This window comes from Methanocaldococcus sp. FS406-22 (assembly GCF_000025525.1).
Taxonomy (GTDB): domain Archaea; phylum AGJL01; class Methanococci; order Methanococcales; family Methanocaldococcaceae; genus Methanocaldococcus.
In genome coordinates this window covers 1,608,201-1,629,556 of sequence record NC_013887.1, presented here as the reverse complement: position 1 = coordinate 1,629,556, position 21,356 = coordinate 1,608,201, and the positions used below count along the sequence as shown (strand labels likewise).

At 34.6% G+C, this 21,356-nt stretch carries 22 protein-coding genes and 1 tRNA gene; 7 read left to right on the top strand and 16 right to left on the bottom strand.

Going from position 1 to position 21,356, the window contains the following annotated elements:
• Positions 1-57: 57 nt before the first annotated feature.
• The 3 genes from mptD to MFS40622_RS08410 form a co-directional block, all read right to left on the bottom strand.
• Positions 58-423, bottom strand: a complete 366-nt coding sequence (gene mptD / locus MFS40622_RS08420) for a dihydroneopterin aldolase (protein WP_012981250.1) — start codon at positions 421-423, stop codon at positions 58-60.
• 9 nt (positions 424-432) lie between these two features.
• Complete coding sequence (nadA, locus tag MFS40622_RS08415) at positions 433-1,353, bottom strand: quinolinate synthase (protein WP_012981249.1); 921 nt, start codon at positions 1,351-1,353, stop codon at positions 433-435.
• 81 nt (positions 1,354-1,434) lie between these two features.
• The gene (locus MFS40622_RS08410) at positions 1,435-2,337 is read right to left on the bottom strand and encodes a carbohydrate kinase family protein (RefSeq protein WP_012981248.1); all 903 of its coding nucleotides are present in this window, start codon (positions 2,335-2,337) and stop codon (positions 1,435-1,437) included.
• 255 nt (positions 2,338-2,592) lie between these two features.
• Between MFS40622_RS08410 and MFS40622_RS08405 the strand changes: the two genes are divergently transcribed.
• From MFS40622_RS08405 to MFS40622_RS08395, 3 genes are read left to right on the top strand one after another with little or no spacing between them, the layout of a single operon-like run.
• Entirely contained in the window at positions 2,593-2,979 is a 387-nt protein-coding gene (locus MFS40622_RS08405) for a DUF2111 domain-containing protein (protein WP_012981247.1), read from the top strand.
• Positions 2,980-2,996: 17 nt separating this feature from the next.
• Positions 2,997-3,458 carry a methanogenesis marker 5 protein gene (locus MFS40622_RS08400; RefSeq protein WP_012981246.1) on the top strand — a complete coding sequence of 154 codons (462 nt, stop codon included), beginning with the start codon at positions 2,997-2,999 and terminating at the stop codon, positions 3,456-3,458.
• A 16-nt stretch (positions 3,459-3,474) separates the two neighbouring features.
• Entirely contained in the window at positions 3,475-3,681 is a 207-nt protein-coding gene (locus MFS40622_RS08395; RefSeq protein ID WP_012981245.1) for a DUF6485 family protein, read from the top strand.
• 29 nt (positions 3,682-3,710) lie between these two features.
• Here MFS40622_RS08395 and amrB read toward each other — a convergent pair whose 3' ends face one another.
• A complete protein-coding gene (gene amrB / locus MFS40622_RS08390) occupies positions 3,711-4,574 on the bottom strand; it encodes an AmmeMemoRadiSam system protein B (protein WP_012981244.1) in 864 nt (287 codons plus the stop codon).
• Between the two features lie 157 nt (positions 4,575-4,731).
• Between amrB and MFS40622_RS08385 the strand changes: the two genes are divergently transcribed.
• Together MFS40622_RS08385 and MFS40622_RS08380 are read left to right on the top strand one after the other, a co-directional pair.
• Positions 4,732-5,049, top strand: a complete 318-nt coding sequence (locus MFS40622_RS08385; RefSeq protein WP_012981243.1) for a hypothetical protein — start codon at positions 4,732-4,734, stop codon at positions 5,047-5,049.
• 8 nt (positions 5,050-5,057) lie between these two features.
• Complete coding sequence (locus MFS40622_RS08380; protein WP_012981242.1) at positions 5,058-5,258, top strand: hypothetical protein; 201 nt, start codon at positions 5,058-5,060, stop codon at positions 5,256-5,258.
• 93 nt (positions 5,259-5,351) lie between these two features.
• Here MFS40622_RS08380 and MFS40622_RS08375 read toward each other — a convergent pair whose 3' ends face one another.
• Entirely contained in the window at positions 5,352-6,173 is an 822-nt protein-coding gene (locus MFS40622_RS08375) for a 2-amino-3,7-dideoxy-D-threo-hept-6-ulosonate synthase (protein ID WP_012981241.1), read from the bottom strand.
• A gap of 105 nt (positions 6,174-6,278) precedes the next feature.
• Between MFS40622_RS08375 and MFS40622_RS08370 the strand changes: the two genes are divergently transcribed.
• On the top strand, positions 6,279-7,616 hold the full coding sequence (locus MFS40622_RS08370) for a phosphomannomutase/phosphoglucomutase (protein ID WP_012981240.1): 1,338 nt from the start codon (positions 6,279-6,281) through the stop codon (positions 7,614-7,616).
• Between the two features lie 104 nt (positions 7,617-7,720).
• Positions 7,721-7,796: transfer RNA gene (locus MFS40622_RS08365), tRNA-Met, on the top strand.
• A gap of 48 nt (positions 7,797-7,844) precedes the next feature.
• Here the strand turns inward: MFS40622_RS08365 and MFS40622_RS08360 are convergent.
• The 11 genes from MFS40622_RS08360 to MFS40622_RS08310 all read right to left on the bottom strand — a co-directional run bounded on the left by MFS40622_RS08360 (position 7,845) and on the right by MFS40622_RS08310 (position 21,234).
• On the bottom strand, positions 7,845-8,660 hold the full coding sequence (locus tag MFS40622_RS08360; protein WP_012981239.1) for an LAGLIDADG family homing endonuclease: 816 nt from the start codon (positions 8,658-8,660) through the stop codon (positions 7,845-7,847).
• 164 nt (positions 8,661-8,824) lie between these two features.
• The gene (locus tag MFS40622_RS08355) at positions 8,825-11,005 is read right to left on the bottom strand and encodes an elongation factor EF-2 (RefSeq protein WP_012981238.1); all 2,181 of its coding nucleotides are present in this window, start codon (positions 11,003-11,005) and stop codon (positions 8,825-8,827) included.
• A 115-nt stretch (positions 11,006-11,120) separates the two neighbouring features.
• On the bottom strand, positions 11,121-11,696 hold the full coding sequence (rpsG, locus tag MFS40622_RS08350; RefSeq protein ID WP_012981237.1) for a 30S ribosomal protein S7: 576 nt from the start codon (positions 11,694-11,696) through the stop codon (positions 11,121-11,123).
• A gap of 57 nt (positions 11,697-11,753) precedes the next feature.
• Entirely contained in the window at positions 11,754-12,200 is a 447-nt protein-coding gene (locus tag MFS40622_RS08345) for a 30S ribosomal protein S12 (RefSeq protein WP_012981236.1), read from the bottom strand.
• A 96-nt stretch (positions 12,201-12,296) separates the two neighbouring features.
• Entirely contained in the window at positions 12,297-12,860 is a 564-nt protein-coding gene (locus MFS40622_RS08340; RefSeq protein WP_012981235.1) for a NusA-like transcription termination signal-binding factor, read from the bottom strand.
• Entirely contained in the window at positions 12,860-13,192 is a 333-nt protein-coding gene (locus tag MFS40622_RS08335) for a 50S ribosomal protein L30e (protein WP_198003837.1), read from the bottom strand. The genes MFS40622_RS08340 and MFS40622_RS08335 overlap by 1 nt, the downstream gene beginning before the upstream one ends.
• Positions 13,193-13,551: 359 nt before the next feature.
• On the bottom strand, positions 13,552-14,715 hold the full coding sequence (gene rpoA2, locus MFS40622_RS08330; protein WP_012981233.1) for a DNA-directed RNA polymerase subunit A'': 1,164 nt from the start codon (positions 14,713-14,715) through the stop codon (positions 13,552-13,554).
• A gap of 49 nt (positions 14,716-14,764) precedes the next feature.
• Positions 14,765-17,434: a DNA-directed RNA polymerase subunit A' gene (locus MFS40622_RS08325; protein WP_048197520.1), complete on the bottom strand. Its 2,670-nt coding sequence runs from the start codon at positions 17,432-17,434 to the stop codon at positions 14,765-14,767.
• A 68-nt stretch (positions 17,435-17,502) separates the two neighbouring features.
• Positions 17,503-19,413, bottom strand: a complete 1,911-nt coding sequence (rpoB, locus tag MFS40622_RS08320; protein WP_369750796.1) for a DNA-directed RNA polymerase subunit B — start codon at positions 19,411-19,413, stop codon at positions 17,503-17,505.
• A gap of 82 nt (positions 19,414-19,495) precedes the next feature.
• Positions 19,496-20,983 carry a DNA-directed RNA polymerase subunit B'' gene (locus MFS40622_RS08315; protein ID WP_012981230.1) on the bottom strand — a complete coding sequence of 496 codons (1,488 nt, stop codon included), beginning with the start codon at positions 20,981-20,983 and terminating at the stop codon, positions 19,496-19,498.
• Positions 20,984-20,997: 14 nt separating this feature from the next.
• Positions 20,998-21,234 carry a DNA-directed RNA polymerase subunit H gene (locus MFS40622_RS08310; RefSeq protein ID WP_012981229.1) on the bottom strand — a complete coding sequence of 79 codons (237 nt, stop codon included), beginning with the start codon at positions 21,232-21,234 and terminating at the stop codon, positions 20,998-21,000.
• Positions 21,235-21,356 lie beyond the last annotated feature (122 nt).

Here is a 21,356-nt window from a genome sequence, read left to right as displayed (position 1 = left end):
CCACTCCACCTCAATACCCTCTATATTAAAATAATCATTAAGTTTTAAAATAAATATTTATTCCTCAAACTTTTTGACGTACATGAGAGGATAGTCAATCTCTGGGATGTATTCAAGTTTTAAATGGGCAACTGTTTTATTTATCTTAATTTTTAAATCGACATCTAACATCTTTCCATCTAAAGAAACATATTTTTCTCCAACATCTTTAATTTTTACCTTTATATCATAAACACATGGCTGATTTTTCATAGCCTCTTCTATAGCCCTTTCTAAGGATTCTTTGTTGTATTTGCTTACTGGAGTACCAACAAATTGATGAAATAGAGCTCCTAATGTAATCCCTCCCTCAAATACTGCCCTTTCTCTATCAGTTAAATTTTTAAAATACTTTTTAAAAACTTCTGTTTCTTCTACCCTCATATATCTCCCTTACTTAATTTTTAACATTCTTTCAATGGCTTTTCGAGCTTTTTCAATAACTTCACTACTTAATTTAATTTCATACGTCTCTTCTAATAAACATTTTTCTATCTTTTCTAAGGTTATTCTTTTCATTTCATTACAAATGGCATCCTCTCTCAATGGAATAAGCTTTTTTTCTTTGCCCAATTTTTCAAGTTCTATCTCCAATCTATTTATCATTCCAACTTCAGTGCCGATTATAAACTCATCATCATCTGACTCCAACACTATCCTCAATATACCACTTGTGCTTGCAATGTAATCGGCATTATCTTGCAGTTCTGGATAGCATTCTGGATGAATCAAAACTTTTGCTTTAGGATATTTACTTTTAACTCTTTTTAAATCATCTATGGTGAATTTTTTATGCACATAACAGCCCCCTCCTTCAGGAATAGCTATAACCTCTTTATCAGTTCTTTTCTGCACATAATAAGCTAAATTATTATCTGGACCAAATAAAACAGTATCTGCATCTAAAGAATTAACAACTTTATCTGCATTTGCAGATGTGCAAGTTATATCAGCTAAAGCTTTTGTCTCTGCCGTTGTATTTACATAAACAACCAATGGAGCCTCTGGATATAGCTCCTTATATTTTTTTATAATCTCTGGAGGTAGTTGATGAGCCATTGGGCATTGAGTCCCTTCAATCTCTGGCATCAAAACCTTTTTATCTGGGTTTAAAATTTTTGCTGATTCACCCATAAAATCTACTCCACAAAATACTATTATATCTGCATCTGTTTCTTTAGCTTTAATGCACAATTCCAAAGAATCTCCCAAAAAATCAGCTATCTTTTGAATTTCCTTTGGTTGGTAGTTGTGAGCCAATATTATTGCGTTTTTCTCTTCTTTTAATTTGTTTATTCTTTCTATTATATCCATGGTATATCCCTCAATTTTAGTGTTTTCAAGATTTATTAAAATTTAATTTAATAGTATATTCTAAAATATTTTGAAAAACACTTATAATTTATACCCGTGTTTCTCCAATCTCTCAATAACCATATCCCATGTTGGTAAATTTGTCTGGCATCCCTTTGCCTCAACTACATAAGACGCTGTTGAAGCTCCAATTAAACCACATTTCTCTAAATCATAACCCTTAATATAGGCAGATAAAAATCCAGCTCTGTAACTATCTCCAGCACCTGTTGGATCTACAACTTTCTCTGCCTTAATACATGGAATCTCTATTTTTTTATCTTTAGTGTATATTGTGCTACCCTTAGAACCTTTTGTTACTATAAGGGCATCAACTCTATCCAGATAGTCATCAATCTCAAAATTCAGTACCTTAGAAGCCCTTTCGAATTCGTGCTTATTCATAAATAAGAAGTTTGTGTGCTCAATTATCTCCAACAACATGTCTTTTGAGTATTGAGGCAAGTCCTGTCCAGGGTCGAAAGATACCAAATTGTTTCCATAAGCTTTTTTTGCACATTTTAAGTTAAACTCTGGGTCTCCAGTAGCTATATGGACAATCTCTGTATTGAAATTTGGAGGATTTAGCTCTTTATAGTGCTTAGCCGCCCCCCATAAGAAAAAAGTAATTTGGTTGTTGTCTTTATCCGTAAATATCCACGCTTTTGGTGTTTCTTCTTCTTCAGAATAGTAAATTTTAGAAATATTTATACCTAAATTTTTTAAATACCTCTCATACCCACTGTTTTTAAAATCATATCCAACACATGATAAAAGCTCTGAATCAACACCGAGTTTTTTTATTCCTACTGCTGTATTTGCCGCTGCTCCACCATAATACTTTCTCGCTGAAGGGATTTGAATTGAAGTATTCGGTTCTGGAAATTTTTCTACATTAAAAATATAATCAAGGGCAGTATGTCCTATACATGTAATCTTTTCCATTTTACCACCTAATTGTTAATAATATAAGGCTTTTGTAGAAATGGACGTTCTATTAATATTCAACATTCTTTGAGCGTCAAAGCTCCAAATTAGCATATAAACTGTGAAAGTCCTATAATAAGCAAAGCATTAAGTAAAATTAAAGTTAATGATAAGTAGTAATCTTTTATAGTAGATTAGCATAACGGTTTATATAGAATAATCTTTTAAAGTTAAAATTATTGAACTACTACTTAAAGATTTTTAGGTGAAATTATGATAACCATATCTGAAAATTCTGAAGCAAAGGAATTAATACCTATTGCCCAGGCAGTCCATATATTAGTTAATAAACTCCCTGTGGCTATGAGGAGCAAAAATAAACCAGGAGTTAGATTAGAAAAAGGGGAGGTTGTAGATACAAACTATGAGGGTTACGTGTTAAAAGTAGCTATTGAAAAAGGCGAAGTTGTTAGAGCAACACCCATTATAGGCCCTTACGCAGGACTTCCAGTTATAGTAACTCCAATAAAGGAGGGGGATAAAGTTTTAGGAGCTATCGGTGTAGTTGATATTACAGCAGGGGTGTTTGAAGATATTGTGGCCATTTCAAGAAGACCCGAGTTATACAAATTTTTACCAGAGGATGCATTTCCAAAATAAATTTTCAAGGTGATGGGATGAAAAAAGTGTTTATATATCCTCCAAACAGTTTGATATTAACAGATTTAGTTGAAAGATTTGGACATAAGCCGTTGAACTTAAATATAGTTATAGGAAAGTTGGTTAGAAATCCTGAGATAGATAGCCCTCCTATGAATATAACCGATGAAGAGCCAAAAAAAGGTTTAAAGTATGCTGCTGTAGAAGTTCCTTCTGGTGTTAGAGGAAGAATGGCTTTAATCGGCCCTTTAATTGAAGAGGCAGAAGCAGCGATAATAATGGATGATGCTCCAATAGCATTTGGATGTATCGGATGCCAAAGAACTAATGAACTAACACTTTATTTAGTTAGAAGAAGAAATATTCCAATTTTGAGGGTAAAATATCCTACAAATGAAGAAGAGGCAGAGATTTTAGTTAATAAGATAGCTAACTTCTTAAAAAGTTTAGAGAAAAATCAGGAAAAATTAAAAAAATAAAATTTTTGGTGATAAGATGGAATGTCCAAATAAGGAAATCAACTTAAAAAGATGTAACTGCAGTTATCCAGCTTGTTCTAAAAAAGGAATGTGCTGTGAATGCCTCCATTATCATTTAAAAAATAGACAATTGCCAGCTTGCTGTTTCCCAGATGATGTTGAAAAAACTTATGATAGAAGCTTTGAGAGGTTCGCAAAACTTGTTTTAGAAGGAAAAATTTAAAAATAACTTTTTTATTTTATTTTAGCAATTTATTCAACAATTGCAGATGCATAGCCAACAACTGCTGAATAATCTCCAGTTATGTCTCCAGATGTTGCGTAAGCCAATAAATTAGCTTTCTTAGCTCCCAAGGTTTTCATTGCTTTTAACATAGCTATCACTGGTCCATATCCACACATTGAGATGTTGTAATTTATAACATCCTCATATAACTCTTTTTCATTCATCTCCAAGATATGCTTAATAACTATAGCATCCTTTTTTGAAGCAATTTCTTGAGGTTCATAATGGGTTAAATCAGAGGAGGCAATAATAACTACTCTTCTATTTAACTCTTTAGCAATTTTAGCTATGAAATAACCCACTTCTACAGCAGTTTCATAGTCTTGAAACATCATACATATTGGAACTATCTTGAATTTAGCCACATTTAATAACTCCAAATGCTTTAAAAATGGCAGTTGCACCTCTATAGAATGCTCATTCAAATGGGCGGTTTCATCTAAATCAACTATTTCACACTTTGTCCATAACTCCTCAACGAATTCTTCATCACACCTTACATCCCCCAACGGTGTTCTCCAAATTCCATCCATTACACTAACTCCAGACCCTAAACCAGTATGATTAGGTCCTAAAATAACAGCAGTTATCTCTTCAAGGGCATCAACTCTCTTTGATAACTCATAATAGGAATGAGCCTGTATAGGCCCTGAATAAACATATCCTGCATGAGGACAGAGCAAACCAATAGGCTTTTCGTAAGTTCCATGAACTGGCATTGATTTCGGCCCAAATTTGTGTAAATAGCACTGTTCTATCATATCTATAAGCTCATCAGGATGTGAAGGGTAAAATAATCCTGCAACTGCTGGATACCTAATTTTAGTCATAATAACATCCCCCAATAACTATGGTTATTTAAAAATTGTTTGTTATTCTTTATATAGTTATTTGTGCATATATTTGACACTACAACACACAAAACCGAAAAGTTTTTATATTTTTACACATATGTGTATTATTAGAAAAAAATATTGAGGTGATAATATGTTCGGATGGGGAAGAGGATGGTTTGGCAGAGGTAGAGGATTTTGGAGATACTTCCCAGTTAGCACAGTTGGAGGAAGATACAGATACGTAGGGCCATGCAGATGTGGTCTCGGCCCTCATGCATTCTATGTTGATGAGAAAACTGGAGCTTTAGTTCATGCATGGGATTTATACAGAGGCTACGCCCCATATGTTGGAACAGATGAGAGAAGGTACTTAGAAGAAACCATAAGAGAGTTGGAAGAAGAAAAAAGAATGTTAGAAGAAGAGTTAGCAAGAATTAAAAAGAGATTAGATGAATTAAAGAAAGAGTAAGTGATACAATGGAAATGAAAAGATTTTTATGTGCAAAGTGTCAAAAAGTTATAGAAGTGCCTTATGGAGTTCCAAAACCAGATGTTTGCCCATACTGTGGAGCTCCAGCAACATTTATTCATAGAATCGACCCCGGAGGGAGAGGATTAGGCCCTGGAAGGGGTAGAAGATGCGGAATGAGAATGATGGGAAGATTCGGGAGGGAATAAATTTAAAATTTTCTTTTTTTTATTTTATATATCCAAATATTTAAATTAATTTTTAAAAAATAAAATAAAAATAAAGAAGAATAAAGAAGGCTTTTATTTCTTTTTAATCTCTTTTAACGCTTCTTCAACATCTGCATTTTCATGAACTATCTTACAAACAGCTCTTGTTATCCCTACAACATCATCGTGCTGGAATATGTTTCTACCAACTGCTACACCAGCAGCTCCAGCCTCCATGGCATCTTTAATCATCTGTAAAAATTCCTCATCTGTATTAGTTTTTGGACCTCCAGCAACTACAACTGGAGCTGGACAACCCTTAACAACATCTCTAAATGAATCAATATCTCCTGTATAACTTGTTTTAACTATATCTGCCCCTAATTCAGCTCCTAATCTCGCTGCATGAGCAACTAATTCTGGGTCTCTCTCATTTTGAATGTGTTTTCCTCTCGGATACATCATAGCAATTAATGGCATTCCCCAGTATTCACATGTCTCAGCAATCATACCCAAATCTCTGTATGCCTCCCAATCTTCCTCTGAACCAACATTTACATGAACTGAGACAGCATCAGCACCCATTCTAATGGCTTCTTCTACTGTTGTGACGATAACCTTCTTCAATGGGTTTGGTGATATAGCTGTCCCACCAGAGAGATGAATAATTAATCCAACATCTTTGCCATATCCTCTATGCCCATGTCTTACAATTCCTTTGTGTAAGAGGACAGCATTAGCTCCTCCTTCAGCAACATCATTTACCGTCTTTCTTATATCTATAAGCCCTTTAATTGGACCATTTGAAACTCCATGATCCATTGGAACAATTACAGTTTTTTCACTATCTCTGTTAAATATTCTCTCCAACCTTACAAGTTTCCCAAGATTTTTTATGTCCTTAAATAATTCCATATTCTCACATTTACAAATTTTATTTGTTTTATTTGATATAAAGTTAAACTTTTAATATAGAAATATCAGATATCAATATTTAAAATTTGTGTCTGTGGTGATTTGATGGTATTTAAAGCTTATGATATTAGAGGAGTTTATGGTAAAGAACTGGATGAGAGCTTTGCCTATTCCTTAGGAAAATGTATTGGTAAAAAATTCGAAAACAAAAAGATATTGGTAGGGAATGATGTTAGAATTGGTTCTAAAGAGCTTTTGCCCTATTTTATAGTTGGTTTAAAAGAATATGCTGATGTATTTTATGCAGGGACTATTTCAACCCCCTTAATGTATTTTGGAACTAAAGGAAAATATGATTTGGGAATCATCTTAACCGCCTCCCACAACCCTCCTGAATATACTGGCTTTAAAATGTGTGATAAAGATGCCATTCCTCTTTCTCCAATAGAAGAGATAAAACCAATATTTAAAAAATATGATTTAACGGAAAGTGTAAAAGAAGAAGCTAAAAGCATAAATTTGGATGACTTAAAGGTTGATATTATCAAGGAGTATAAAAAGTTCTTTTTGAAGAGGTGTGAAACATCAGATAAAAAGATAGCTGTTGATTTTGCCAATGGGGCTACAACAATAGCTGAGAAAGAAATTTTGAGTGAGTTGTTTGATAACGCAGTTTTTATAAACGATTATCCTGACGGGTCTTTCCCTGCTCATCAGCCAGACACATTAAAGATGGAATGCTTAAAAGATATTATAAGAGCAGTTAAAGAAAATAACTGTGATTTAGGTTTAATTTTTGATGGAGATGGGGACAGATTAGGAATAGTAGATGAAAATGGAAATGTTTTGAGGGGAGATATATTAACAGCAATAATAGCAGAAGAGATTTTAAAAGAAAAGCCAAAAGCTAAGATAGTTTATGATTTAAGATGCTCTAAGATAGTTCCAGAAATCATTGAGAAATTTGGAGGAATACCAATAAAAAGTAGAGTTGGGCACTATTTCATTAAAAAGTTAATGCATGAAATAGACGCTGAATTTGCTGGAGAGCTAAGTAATCACTTTTACTTTAAAGAAATTGGTTATTTTGAAAGCCCATTATTAGCTTTAAGCTATATTTTAAAAGCCATGGAAGAAGAAGGAAAAACTTTATCCGAACTAAATAAAGAATTTAGCAAATATCCTCACAGTGGGGAAATAAACTTTAAAGTTAAAGATCAAAAGTACATTATGGAAAAGATAAAGGAGTATTTTAAAGATTGTGAGCTTGAAGAGTTGGATGGAATATCTATTTATTGTAAAAACTTCTGGTTTAATTTAAGGCCTTCAAATACTGAGCCGTTGTTAAGATTAAATTTAGAAGCAAATGATGAAGAAACAATGAAAGAAAAGGTCGAGGAAATTAAAAATTTAATTGCAGAGCTTGATAAATCTTTAGAATAACAACTTTTCAAATTTTTATGGTTGTGTCATTAATATACACTAAACCAAAATCTTTATATATCAGTTTGTAGTTATAGTAATTCTGCCTGTTTTAGATTGAGAGAAGCGGGGTAGGGTAGCCAGGTCCATCCCGCCGGGCTCATAACCCGGAGATCGGAGGTTCAAATCCTCCCCCCGCTACTATTTGTATATTTTGATATATTATATTTACATATTTAGATATAGAAATTAATGTTTATCTATGGATTTTAAGAGCTTTTGAAGTTTATCTTGTTTTCTTTTTATAGAAAAACCAATTTTTGTAGCAAAGTTCTTAATAGATTCTTTTCTATGGATTGATAATCTATAAAAATCGTCTTTATAATGGTAAATTTCACCTCTAATATTTGATTCAGTTCCTTTTTTCTTTGCTATGTGGATTGTTGAATGTATATCTAACTTTTTTAATAACTCTTTTGAAAATTCCAAAAGTTCTAAATCATAATTTTCTAATGCTATTTTATCTGAAGTAACGTATCCCTCACTATCAAAAAATCCTCTTAAAAAATCTTCAGGATATTTTTCAGCAATTTTAAAAAGCTCTTCCTTATTTTGATTTAAAAACTTATACAAACTTTTACTACTTGCCTCAACATACCATCTATTGCTTCTTGTTTTCTCTTCAATATGGCTAACTGTTGGATTTAATCCGATTTTTATTAAATCATCTTTAACAACTTCTGCAAAGTCCTTATCAACAACTTTAACTCTAAAATAGTAAGCTCCTGTCTTTTTTCTATAATAAATGTTACCATCTCCAAAATAGACACCAATTATATAGGAAAGTTCAGGAGATGGAGATAAATCCAAAAATTTTATTTTATTGAAAGGGTTGTTTGTATTTTTACACCACCTAATAATCGTAGATTTAGAAATTTTAATATCTCTCTCAATCTCAATCTTTTTGGATATTTGAGAATAGCTAAAATTTTGCTTCCTTAATAATCTAACATAATCTATAAGCTCCAAAATCTCTTTTTGAGAAAGTTCTTTAAGATTAACCATGTTATCAACAAAATAAGTGATAAATATTAAGAGAAATGTCCCCCCTATATCCTACCCTCTCTCATCCTTGGCTCTGCCATGTCGAGAGCGTGGGCCGTAGGGGGTAAAAATAGTTTTTTAAGTTTATTAAAAAATAAAGGTGAAGATATCCTAAAGTAGGGAATTTATTCTAATTTAAGTCCTTTTCTTTCTCTAATTTGCTTAATTAATTGCTCTTGCATCTCTCTTGGGACTTTTTCATATCCAGCAAACTCTATACTCCAGAGACATCTACCCTGTGTAGCTCCCCTAATAGCTCCAGCGAATCCAAACATCTCTGCAACAGGACACTTAGCTTTAATAATTGCCATATCTCCTTCTTGCTCCATATCTAAGATTTGTCCTCTTCTGTTGCTAATCTCTCTCATCGCTGCTCCCATGAAGTCCTGAGGTGTGTTAATGAATACGAACTGCATTGGCTCTAATAATACTGGTTTTGCTTGCATCATTGCATCTCTAATACCAAATCTTGCTGCTGGAATCATTTGTGCTGGCCCTCTGTGGATTGCATCCTCGTGTAAGACAGCATCCATTAACTTGACTTTAACTCCCTGACACTTCTCTGCTGCTAAAGGCCCATTTCTCATAGCCTCTTTGAACCCTTGGATAATTAGCTCTTTAACTTCATCTAAATGAACAATACCTCTTGTCATGTTAATGAGGACGTTTCCTTCATAGATACACATTACTCTCTTAGCCTCTTCTGGGTCCATTCCTGCCTTAATTAATTCCTGAACAATCTTGTCATCTAACTTCCTCTTTGTATCTACATCTGGGATTTTACCTTCTTTGTATGCTTGTAAAACTCCCTCTTCTAATGGTTCAACTACAAAGTAAAGTTTGTTATGCTTGTTTGGTGATTTACTCTCAATTACTGGAGATTTATCTGTTACTGTCTCTCTGTAGACAACGATTGGCTGCCCAACCTCAACTGGAATTCCTGCATCTCTCTCAATCTTTAACTTTGTGATAATCTCAATGTGTAACTCTCCCATACCACTCAATAAGTGCTCTCCAGTCTCTTCATTAATTTCTACTCTAACTGTTGGGTCTTCTCTTGCAACCTGTCTTAAAACTTCAATTAATTTTGGTAAGTCCTTGGTGTTCTTTGCCTCAATAGCTACTGTAATAACTGGCTCACTGATGTGTGTTATAGCTTCGAATGGTTCAATTATCTTATCTGGGGAACAGATTGTTTCTCCTGCTGAAGCCTCTTTTAAACCAACTAATGCACAGATGTTTCCTGCTGAAATGCTCTCTACCGGAATTCTCTCTGGTCCCATGAAGACAGATACTTGCTGAATCTTTGCCTTCTGCTGGTTATTTACCATATAAACTTCGTCTCCCTGCTTAATTCTACCACTGAATAATCTACAAACTGAAACAGCTCCAGCGTGTTTGTCCATGATAATCTTAGTAATAACTCCTGCTAATGGTCCGTTAGGGTCGCAGTTAAGCATAGCTTTTCCAGCTTCTGATTCCAAATCTCCTTTCCATAAGTGTGGAATTCTGTATTTCTGAGCTTCTGGTGGGCTTGGTAAGTGTTTAATAACCATATCTAAAACAACTTCGTGTAATGGAGCTTTTTCAGCTAATTCATCTTGCTTATCTTCTTCACAGTACTTGATTATATCTTTGAATGTAATTCCACTCTTCTTCATAAATGGAACTGAAATTGCCCAGTTGTTGTAAGCTGAACCAAACGCAACACTTCCATCTTCAACTCTAACTAACCATTTGTCTTTAAACTCTTCTGGAGCCATCTTTCTAATTAAGTTGTTAATGTCATTGATAATTTTGATAAATCTGCTCTGCAACTCTTCTGGTGTTAATTTCAACTCGTTAATTAATCTATCTACCTTGTTAATGAAGAGAACTGGCTTAACTCTCTCTCTTAAAGCCTGCCTTAAGACAGTCTCTGTTTGAGGCATAACCCCCTCAACAGCACATACAACAACTATTGCCCCGTCAATAGCTCTCATAGCTCTTGTAACGTCTCCTCCAAAATCAACGTGTCCTGGGGTGTCAATTAAGTTAATTAAATACTCTTTTCCTTCATAGGTGTGAACCATTGAAACGTTTGCAGCGAAGATTGTAATTCCTCTTTGTGCCTCCTCTTCATCAAAATCTAAAGCTAATTGCTCTCCAGCTAATTCTTTTGAAATCATTCCTGCTCCAGCTAATAAGTTATCTGATAATGTTGTTTTTCCGTGGTCAATGTGTGCACAGATTCCAATATTTCTTATTCTATCGTACTTTTCCATTAACTCCTTAATTTTAGCAATCATCTTTGCTCTTTTTCCCATATCCCTTCACCTTATTTTTAGTTGTTGAGTTAATTTGCTAAAAGTTTAAAAGCTTAGTAGGTCGTTGAGATGATAAAGGTTGATATAGTATTGAAAAGGCACATATAGTATAAATTTATCTTGCTGACTGAGCAACTCTCTCTGTCTCTTCTTTCTTCCTAACTGCATAGCTTTTCTGCATGTCTCCTCTTGCAGCTGCAATTATCTCTTCAGCTAATGCCTCTTCAATTGGCTTCTTGCTTTTGTGAGCAGCCATGTAAGCTCCAATAGCGATGTTTCTTAAAGCAACATCAATTCTTCTTAATGATGAACAATCAACTGATTGTAAATAGACAATTCCTCCATATGAAATTCTTGTTGTATCTTCTCTTGGTCCAGCGTTTTCAATTGCATCCACTAAAACTTGAATTGGGTTTTGCTTAGTTCTTTTTTCAATAATTTCAAAAGCATTTTCAACTATTTTTAATGCTTTTAATTTTTTACCTGTATTTTCTTCTCTTCTCATAACTTTATTTACTAATCTCTCAACAATGTTCATTTTTGCTTTTTCAAACTGTCTCTTTGTGTATCTTCCTGCTGTATGTGGGACATAGATTGGTGTTAAGTTTATGTAGTTTCTTAAACCTGGGTCTTTAACAACAACATCCTTTGTACTCCATTTTCCAAATATCTTAATTTCATCAAGTTCCAAATTACCACCTCATCTCTAACTCTTTCAAAATTTTTAATAAATATTAGGTATGGAAATTTATCTTTTGATTTTCTCTTGTCTTCCTCTAACTAATTCTCTCAATGAGTTTCTACCAACCATTATAACCTTATACTTAACTCCTGGAATGTCCCCCTTAGCTCTTGGCCCTTTAGGCCCTCCAATACCTTCAATAATAACTTCATCGTGCTCATCAATGAAGTTTATAGCGTGGTTTCCTGGACAGAAAGCAGTGACAACTCTACCGTTTTTAATTAACTGAACTCTGACACACTTTCTAATAGCTGAGTTTGGCTGCTTTGCCTCTAAACCAACTTTTTCAATAACTATTCCTCTTGCCATTGGTGCTCCTTCTAATGGGTCATACTTCTCCTTCAATTTTAAAACTCTTCTAACATATTTATAGTCGTGCCATCTACACCATTTTCTTTTTAATCTTAATTTTCTTCCAGCAAATTCTCCTCTTGGTGATTTACTTCCACTCATAATCTTCACCTTTACTTTTTAATTGTATGTTTAGATTATGACATTATTAATTTAATCTTCAATAAATTTCAAACAGCATATACATATAAATATTTTTTACTCGTTAGTAGTTTCTTTTACATCCTGTTGAGCTTCAACTTCTTGAGCAGCTTCAGGTTGTTTTTCAGCTTGTTCTTGCTGCTGCTCTTTGGCTACAGGTTTTCTTGCTCCTCTTCTTTTAAATCTTTGATTTTCAACAATAACTTTTATTTTTGTAATTTTTGTATGTCTTTTTAAAATCTTTAAAGCTCTTTCTAAGTTTTTACCTTTTTCTCCAAAAACCGCTCTTCTAACTTTTGGATTTATTTTGATAAAAGCAACAACATCTTTCCCTACTCTCTTAACCCATACATCCTCTAACTGTATTGGTGCAAATATATTTCTTATAAACTTCCTCCAGTCGTCTGAGTATTCAATAATATCAACTTTCTTTCCAAATTTCTCCTCTGCTGTTTTAACGTTCTCTCCACCCTTCCCAATTGCCGCTCCTACATCTCCCTCCTTCACAATAAAAGCGACCCTTTCATCATTTAATATACAGTCGATTATAGGAACATTAGCAATTTTTTCAAAAAATCCAATTTTCATAATTTCTTCTGTTGTTAATCTTACCTTAGCCATTATTCACCACCTTCCTTCTTCTCTACCAGCTCCATAATGTTTGAGAGCCCTTCATCTAAAACCAAAAGAGCAGCAACTGGGAAAGGTTTCCCACAAACCGCTCCCAGTTCTAATGATGTTATTTTGTGTTGATAAACTGGGATGTTCGATAACTTAGCATAGTATTTGACATCTTCCTCTAAGTCCTTTGGAATGTTTCCTGCTAAAACTACTAACTTACCTTCTCCGTGTTTAACGAATTTTATTGTTCTTTTTGAACCTAAAATTACTTTACCTGTATCTACTGCGGTTCTAATTGCTTTATTCACATCCATAGTCTCCCTCCTTCTCATTTTTTACTCCGGAGGGATTTCTTAGGACTTTCGCAGGCAAATATATTTTAACTTTGGAACTTAGACGTCTAAGGGATGTTAATATTCAACATAAAACATTTACTCCTGCGAAAGTCCTAACTCCCTACCGGTAAGAATATTGGTTTTCGATAATAGTTTCTCTATATTTATATACTTTTTGGATGAATAAAAATATCAAAAATTGTGTTGATTTTTGTTTAAATTTTTTGAAGGTCAGAGAAGGGCGCGTTCATCATTTATAAGTTAATCAGAACATCGATGTCTCATCATCCCTTACAAAATAGTTATTTATTATAATAGATGTTTATATGTTAAAAGTGAATTTTAATATAAAAACTTTACTCTTCCTCATTTCTACCCTCTTCATATTCTCTATCTATTGTTAGTTCAACACATCCGGTTCCAAGATATATTGGTTTTCCAACAATAACGTTTTCTATAACTCCTTTCAGCTTATCAACATCTCCTCTTTCTGCAGCTGCATATAGATGCTTAACTGTCTCCTCGAATGCTGCTCTCGCTAAGACAGAACCCTTCTCTCCAGCAACCCCATGCCTACCTATTGGCTTAACTTCTCCATCAGCAGTCATCATATCTGCCACTAACATCAAATGCCTTATATCAACTTCCAACCCCTGTTGCTCTAATGTGTTCCTCATCTCATTAATTATGGCATTTCTTGCCGCCTCTATACCTAAAACTTCTTGTATTTCAATAATGTTGTTTGTTATTGTTCTTGTTGTATCAACGCCTTCAATTTTAAATACCTCTCTTAAGTTTGAACCTTGAGTATATAAAACGTACTCATCTTTCTCTTTTTTAACTAAAACTCTTTCAATTCCTGGAATTCCTTTCAACTGAATATTTTTGATTTTTGGGATTCTCTTTCTAAGAGCTTTTATTGATGGTGTCTTTATTTTTAAATACAATACACTTCCTTCAACATCAATCTTTACCTTTAATTTTTTCTTAATTGCCTCAACAACATCATCTATTGTTAATCCTCTATCAGCCAATCTTTCCTCATCCAACTCAACCTTTATAGATTGAGTCCATAAATCTATACTAATACTTTCAGCTATACTTCCTAAGGTTAAACTCTCAATCTCTTTTGCTATCTCTTCAGCTTTCTCTCTGCTGTTATATTCTTCTTTTAAATAGATAGTCATAATTGGTGTTGAAGGCTCTTTTCTTGCATCTACAATCTCAATCATCCTTGGCAAACCTAAGGTAACGTTAATCTCTGCAACCCCTGCATAGTGGAAGGTTCTCATCGTCATTTGAGTCCCAGGCTCTCCAATGGATTGAGCCGCAACAATTCCTACTGCCTCATAAGGTTCTACTAAAGCTTTTCTATAGGCATTAACAACCTCATCAATAATCTCTTCTACCATATCATCTGTTAAATCCTTCTCTTTAGATAATTTTTCAAATAGCTCATCCTTTAATGATTGTGGCAAATCCAAACCTTCAATTTTTTGTTTTATTACTTCCATATCCATGTATTCCCACCTTAAAAATATTAAAAAGTTGTTTAAAAATTTTTAAAACTTATTTGTTGTATTTCATCTTAACTTTATCAATTATTCTGTCAATATTAACTGCCTTACCTCTATCTGCAAGCATTGGGTCAATTCCATCCTCTCCATATTTAAACTGAATCATAATTCCTCTTGAATCTCTAACTGTTCCATCAAACTCTGTTTTTAAGTCTTGTAAAGCGTTAATTAATCTTCTCTGCATGTAACCAGACTGAGCTGTTCTAACTGCCTGGTCAACCAATCCTTCCCTACCTCCCATTGCGTGGAAGAAGAATTCTGTTGGACTCAAACCTTTCTTATAACTACTTCTAACAAACCCGTGAGATTTTGCTCCTAAATCTCCTTTTTCGAAGTGTGGGAGAACTCTACCTCTATAACCTCTAAAGATCCTTTTACCTCTAACTGACTGCTGCCCTAAACATGCCGCCATCTGTGTTAAGTTTAAGATATTCCCTCTTGCCCCAGTAACTGCCATGATAACTGCATGGTTGTCTAAACCTAAGTATCTTTCAGCGATTGCCCCTGCTTTATCCCTTGCCTCTCTTAAAACATTGCTTATATATGCCTCTCTTGACTCTTCCAAGTTTAAACCTGGAAGCAATTCAAGTTCTCCTCTTTCATATTTTTCAATAATTTCTTTAACTTTTTCTTCTGCTTCATCTAAAACTTTTTCAATCTCTTTTAATGCTTCTTCTGGTAAATCTTCATCATCAATACCTGTTGTAAATCCTCTTAGCATCACTGCCCTTATTGCCATCTTAGTAGCTGAATCTAAGAACTTCCTCCCAGCTTCTGGACCGAATTCTTTAACTATTGTGTGTAAGATTAAACCTGCCTCTGCCCCGTAACCGTTTTTATCAATAACTCCTTTGATTAGCTCTCCATCTTTTATTACTACATAAGCATCATAAGGACAGTCCTCTTTCTTACACTCATCACACTTTCTACAAATCTTTGCCTTATACCTCAAGTTTAATCCTTTTGGTAATGCTTTACTGAATATCTTCTTACCTGAATATAACGGAACTCCATTCTCTACTTTATCTGGCTCCCATAACTCATCCTTTATTCCTCCACTTCTTAGAATTAGGGTAGCTTCATCTTTTGTGAAGTAGTTTGAAGTTAAGAGATAAGCTCCTGAGATAAAGTCGTGTATAGCTCCAATAATCGGCCCTCCGAATCTTGGAGAGAGGATATGTTTCTCTACCAACATTAAAGCCTCTGCCTCTGCTCTTGCTTCCTCTGACTGTGGGACATGTAAGTTCATCTCGTCTCCGTCGAAGTCAGCGTTATATGGTGGACAGACACACAAGTTGTGTCTAAATGTTCTGTATGGGAGGACTCTAACTCTATGTGCCATAATAGACATTCTGTGCAATGATGGCTGTCTGTTGTATAAAACGATATCTCCATCCATTAAATGTCTTTCAACAATATCTCCTTCTTTTATATTCTCTGCCCAGAAATCTTTATTGCTTTCAGTTATCTTAACCTTAAATTCTTGCTCTGTCCCATCCCTACCAACCATCTTTCTTATAACATAATTAACCCCTGGGTGTTTCTCTGAACCATTTCTTAATAATTGCCTAATTCTCTCAATGTTGTATTTTGTTACCTTCTCTGGGACAGTTAGCTCTTTAGCCACAACCTCTGGAACTCCAACCTCATTAATACTTAAGCATGGGTCTGGAGAGATGACAGTTCTTGATGAGAAGTTAACCCTCTTACCAGCTAAGTTGTACCTGAATCTTCCCTCTTTACCTTTCAATCTTTGGGCTAAAGTTTTTAATGGTCTTCCACTTCTGTGCTTAGCTGGGGGGATTCCAGGAGCTTCGTTGTCGAAGTATGTGTTAACATGATACTGCAAGAGATTCCACAAGTCCTCAATAATTAAGTTTGGTGCTCCTCCTTCAATGTTTTCCTCTAATCTATTGTTAATTCTAATGATATCAACTAACTTGTGAGTTAAATCATCTTCACTTCTTTCTCCAGTCTCTAAGGTGATTGATGGTCTTACTGTTACAGGAGGAACTGGTAGAACTGTGAGAACCATCCACTCTGGTCTTGCAACCTCTGGATTTAATCCTAATAAGATGCAATCTTCGTCTGGAATCTTCTCTAAGATTTCTCTAACGTCTGATGGAGTTAGTGTTTTTTCTTCATTACCATCAATTCTATAGTATGTTGTAGGCTTCTCAAACTTTATATCATATTTAATCTCCCCACAGTATGGACAGATCGTAACTTTTGAAGCCTCTTTATAAACTTCTTCACAAACCTCCCACTTGTTTCCACCGTCTCTCTCCAACTTTTTCATCTTTTCTAAAATCTCTCTTCTTTTAGCTTCACTTATTGCTACTCTTCCACAGTGTGGACAAACTGCCTTCAATATCTTGTATATTGTTTTGGCAAATCCTATATGAATTACTGGTTTAGCTAACTCTATATGTCCAAAATGCCCTGGACATTCTCCAATTCTTCCTCCACATGTTTTACAAACTAAACCAGGGTCTATAACCCCTAATCTTGTGTCCATTAAACCTCCATCTATTGGATAACCATCCTCATCATAGGTATCTGGTGTAACTATCTTAGCCACTGACATCTTTCTTATGTAATCAGGAGATAACAAACCAAACATTATTTCTCCAATTTCTTTTGGGATATCATACCTCTCCATCAACATCACCAGGAGTTAAGGATTTAATTTTAAAATTTTAAAATTTAGTAAGTTTAAAATTTAGGAAATTATTGTTTCTCTTCAACTTTCTCCTTCTCTAATTTTTCAACAAAGTCTTTAAAGTCCTCTAATTCAACCTTATCTCTAACCTTAATTCTTGGTAGGATGCACATACTCTTCAACTCATCCAACAACAGCTTAAATGCATAAGGTATTCTGACAAATGGTATCTTCTTAGAGTTGTAGAGGTTTTCAATCTCTCCACATATTGGACAGTATTTTATACCTCTCTTGTAATCTAATATAGCGAAATCTCCACATTTTGAACAGATACAGATATCGTAAGGGTCAGATTCATCCATAAGTCTCTCTTTTAATAGCATAGCTGCACCATGCCCTATCAATACATCCCTTTCCATCTCTCCAAACCTTAAACCTCCCTCTCTTGCCCTACCTTCTGTTGGCTGTCTTGTTAACACTTGGACAGGCCCTCTACTTCTTGCATGTATCTTTCCAGCAACTAAGTGGTGCAATTTCTGGTAGTATGCTATACCAATGTAAATCTCTACCTCAAACTTCTTTCCTGTTTTACCATCATACATAACCTCTTTACCATGGTGCTTAAATCCTAAAGCCTCTAAAGCTTTTCTTAAATCCCACTCTTTTTCTCCGCTAAATATAGTTCCATCTATTCTTCTTCCCTCTAAAGCTCCTACTTTACCTCCAAGCATCTCTAATAACTGCCCAACGGTCATTCTTGATGGAATTGCGTGTGGGTTAATTATAATATCTGGAACTATCCCACTCTCTGTAAATGGTAAATCTTCCTGTGGAACTGTAAGCCCAATAACCCCCTTCTGCCCATGTCTTGAAGCAAACTTATCTCCAAGCTCTGGAATTCTTAAATCTCTAACTTTGACTTTAACTAATCTATTTCCTTCTTTTGTTTCGGTTAATATAACCTTATCAATATATCCTTCCTCTCCATGTCTTACAACAACTGATGAATCTCTTCTCTGTGGTTTAACTTGGATTGTTATCTCATGCTCCTCTAAGAATCTTGGTGGGGAGGTTTTACCAACAATTACATCTCCACCTTTTACATGAGCTTCTACAGCGGCAATTCCATCCTCTTCTAAGTATTTATAAGCTTCTTCTGATCTATAACCTCTAACTCCCTTATCAGGAATCTCAAATCTATCCATCTGTCCTCCAGGATACCTCCTCTCACATGCATCGTAAGTTCTAAAGAATGTGCTTCTTCCTAAACCTCTATCAATAGCTGATTTATTAAAGACGATAGCATCCTCCATGTTGTATCCTTCATAGCTCATAATGGCTACAACAAAGTTCTGTCCTGCAGGTCTCTTATCAAATCCTAAAATCTCTTGATGCTTAGTTCTAACAATTGGTACTTGTGGATAGTGGAGATAATGCCCTCTTGTATCTAATCTCCATTTTATATTGCTCATTGGAATTCCTAAGGATTGTTTCCCCATTGCTGCAGCCATTGTAATTCTTGGAGCTGAGTTGTGTTCTGGATATGGAGCAACCCCTGCCCCAATACCCAATATTGTGAGTGGGTCTATCTCTAAGTGGGTGTGTTTCTCAGTTAGCTCTTCTTCGGATAAAGCTATATAAGCATTCTCCTCTTCTTCAGCATCTAAATACTCAATAATCCCTTCTTTAACTAAATCTGAAAATGTAATCTCTCCTTTCTTTAATTTCTCAATATGTTCCTTAGTTAATTTTGGTTTTCCATTCTCTACAACTATTAATGGTCTAACAATTCTCCCAGCATCCGTGTTTATGTGAATGTCGTTACTCTCTTCATGATAAGCAACTGTTGTATATTGAGGGAGTTCTCCTTTTCTTCTTGCCTCCTTAATAAAATTAACGAGTTCTTCTGGTTTATCTGTAGTTCCAATCAACTTTCCATTAACATAAATATTTACTTCCCTTGATGCCAAGTTTTTCACCTAAAGAGATTTTTATTTAGACCTTTGAAAAGTTTTTGTTATAACAAAAACTTAGCAAAAACTAACAATTAAATAGATTTTATTAAGAGAGGTTAATTCCAAAGGATTTTAATAATTCAATAACTTTGCTGTCATCCTCTTCTCTTGTAACTTTACACATTATAGCAAAGTTCTTAACAAGACCACAGTTTGGCCCCTCTGGAGTTTCTGATGGACATATCTTACCCCAGTGTGTTCCATGCAGTTCTCTTGCTTCAAAGTGTGGCTGTGACCTTGATAATGGTGAAACAATCCTTCTCAATTGAGAGTTTGTAGCTAAGTAACTTGTTCTATCTAAGAGCTGGCTTACCCCAGTTTTTCCTCCAACCCATGTCCCAGTTGCCATAGCGTGTTTAATTCTTTCAGTTAATATATCACTCCTTACAGCAGCTTGAATTGATGGGGTTTTGTTTCTCAATGTCTGTCTCTCCAATTGGTATTTTATATCCTTAACAAGTTGGCTGAAAGCATATCTAAACAAATCTTCCATTAAGTCTCCTGCTAACTTAGCCCTCTTATATGCGTAGTGGTCTTTATCATCCTCTCCTCTATATCCAAAGTAAAGTTCTAAAGCGTTTCTTGTCATTATTCCTAAGAATCTAATTTTCTTTGGGAAATCTTCTTTTGTAACTCCTAAATGTGGCAGTAAATAGTTGCATAAAACTGTTTCAGCCCTCTTTAATCTATAATCCTTTGCCTGCCCTGGAGCTACTCTCTTTCCAATAAACTCTAAAGCTTCTTCAGGAGTGTTTATATTGTGCTCTTCCCTAATCTCTTGGATATTTAAAACAATCTCCATAAAGAATCTTTCATCATTAATTGCCTCAATAATGTCTTTATCTGTCTCAGCCCCAAGTGCTTTCATCAATATAACCAATGGAATCTGCCCTGGCATTCCTGGGAATGTAGCATATAACAAACCATCAGGATGTCTTTCTACTGTACATAAAGCCCTAAATCCATGTCTTGTTGAGAACACTTTTGCAACATCTACAAGTTTCCCACTTCTCTCTGCCTTTTCACACAAAATTCTATTTGGAATTAAATCTTCTTGGGTAATTAAAACCTTTTCAGTCCCATTGATTATAAAATAGCCAAAGGGGTCTTCAGGGTCTTCCCCCAACTCTATAAGCTCTTCTCTTGATTTTCCGTACAAGTGACAGATTTTTGAACCAAGCATTACTGGAAGTTCACCAATATAAACTTCTACTGTTTCTCCTACTATCTCATTCTCCCCTTCACCAATAATTGGGGTCATCTCTAAGTATAATGGAACTGAATATGTTAAATCTCTAATCCTCGCTTCCATTGGAGTTATTGGTCTTATTGAACCATCTGCCTCCTTAATAACAGGTTTTCCTACTTTAATTTTCCCTAATTTAACTTTATATCCACCAGTAATCTCTGTTTCAATATAACCAACTTCATCAATAATTTTTTGTAATCTGTTTTCCACAAAATCGTTGTATGACTCTATCTGGTGGTCTATTAAACCATGTTCTTTAAAATAAGCATCTACTAATTCTCTCATGATTGCCACCTATTTTAAATAATCCTTTTAATGACTAACCTATAAGCTACACTAACTCCAGCAGTTGGGCTATTTCTAATTATTCTAATGACATCTCCCTCTTTAGCTCCAATCTCCTGAATAACAGGGTCGTCTTCATAAATTTTTGGCAGTTGCTGAATCTTTATATTGTATCTCTTCAAAATCTCCTCAACTTCTTCTTTAGGAACTATTTCATGCTTTGGAACCAGTATGTGGTCTGTGACCTTCAAGGTTACTCCTCCCTACCATTTTGTTTAAATATAATTAATGATAAAATTAAGTTAAAAGAGATTTGAGATAATGATGGATAAATGTGATGCATCCTTAAAAATATTTTTTTCTCATATTTATT

What these genes read in the sequence shown, in the direction of transcription:
- mptD (WP_012981250.1), bottom strand. Translation starts at nt 423, where the DNA reads ATGAGGGTAGAAGAAACAGAAGTTTTTAAAAAGTATTTTAAAAATTTA.
- nadA (WP_012981249.1), bottom strand. Translation starts at nt 1,353, where the DNA reads ATGGATATAATAGAAAGAATAAACAAATTAAAAGAAGAGAAAAACGCA.
- MFS40622_RS08410 (WP_012981248.1), bottom strand. Translation starts at nt 2,337, where the DNA reads ATGGAAAAGATTACATGTATAGGACATACTGCCCTTGATTATATTTTT.
- MFS40622_RS08405 (WP_012981247.1), top strand. Translation starts at nt 2,593, where the DNA reads ATGATAACCATATCTGAAAATTCTGAAGCAAAGGAATTAATACCTATT.
- MFS40622_RS08400 (WP_012981246.1), top strand. Translation starts at nt 2,997, where the DNA reads ATGAAAAAAGTGTTTATATATCCTCCAAACAGTTTGATATTAACAGAT.
- MFS40622_RS08395 (WP_012981245.1), top strand. Translation starts at nt 3,475, where the DNA reads ATGGAATGTCCAAATAAGGAAATCAACTTAAAAAGATGTAACTGCAGT.
- amrB (WP_012981244.1), bottom strand. Translation starts at nt 4,574, where the DNA reads ATGACTAAAATTAGGTATCCAGCAGTTGCAGGATTATTTTACCCTTCA.
- MFS40622_RS08385 (WP_012981243.1), top strand. Translation starts at nt 4,732, where the DNA reads ATGTTCGGATGGGGAAGAGGATGGTTTGGCAGAGGTAGAGGATTTTGG.
- MFS40622_RS08380 (WP_012981242.1), top strand. Translation starts at nt 5,058, where the DNA reads ATGGAAATGAAAAGATTTTTATGTGCAAAGTGTCAAAAAGTTATAGAA.
- MFS40622_RS08375 (WP_012981241.1), bottom strand. Translation starts at nt 6,173, where the DNA reads ATGGAATTATTTAAGGACATAAAAAATCTTGGGAAACTTGTAAGGTTG.
- MFS40622_RS08370 (WP_012981240.1), top strand. Translation starts at nt 6,279, where the DNA reads ATGGTATTTAAAGCTTATGATATTAGAGGAGTTTATGGTAAAGAACTG.
- MFS40622_RS08360 (WP_012981239.1), bottom strand. Translation starts at nt 8,660, where the DNA reads ATGGTTAATCTTAAAGAACTTTCTCAAAAAGAGATTTTGGAGCTTATA.
- MFS40622_RS08355 (WP_012981238.1), bottom strand. Translation starts at nt 11,005, where the DNA reads ATGGGAAAAAGAGCAAAGATGATTGCTAAAATTAAGGAGTTAATGGAA.
- MFS40622_RS08345 (WP_012981236.1), bottom strand. Translation starts at nt 12,200, where the DNA reads ATGAGTGGAAGTAAATCACCAAGAGGAGAATTTGCTGGAAGAAAATTA.
- MFS40622_RS08340 (WP_012981235.1), bottom strand. Translation starts at nt 12,860, where the DNA reads ATGGCTAAGGTAAGATTAACAACAGAAGAAATTATGAAAATTGGATTT.
- MFS40622_RS08335 (WP_198003837.1), bottom strand. Translation starts at nt 13,192, where the DNA reads ATGAGAAGGAGGGAGACTATGGATGTGAATAAAGCAATTAGAACCGCA.
- rpoA2 (WP_012981233.1), bottom strand. Translation starts at nt 14,715, where the DNA reads ATGGATATGGAAGTAATAAAACAAAAAATTGAAGGTTTGGATTTGCCA.
- MFS40622_RS08325 (WP_048197520.1), bottom strand. Translation starts at nt 17,434, where the DNA reads ATGGAGAGGTATGATATCCCAAAAGAAATTGGAGAAATAATGTTTGGT.
- MFS40622_RS08315 (WP_012981230.1), bottom strand. Translation starts at nt 20,983, where the DNA reads ATGAGAGAATTAGTAGATGCTTATTTTAAAGAACATGGTTTAATAGAC.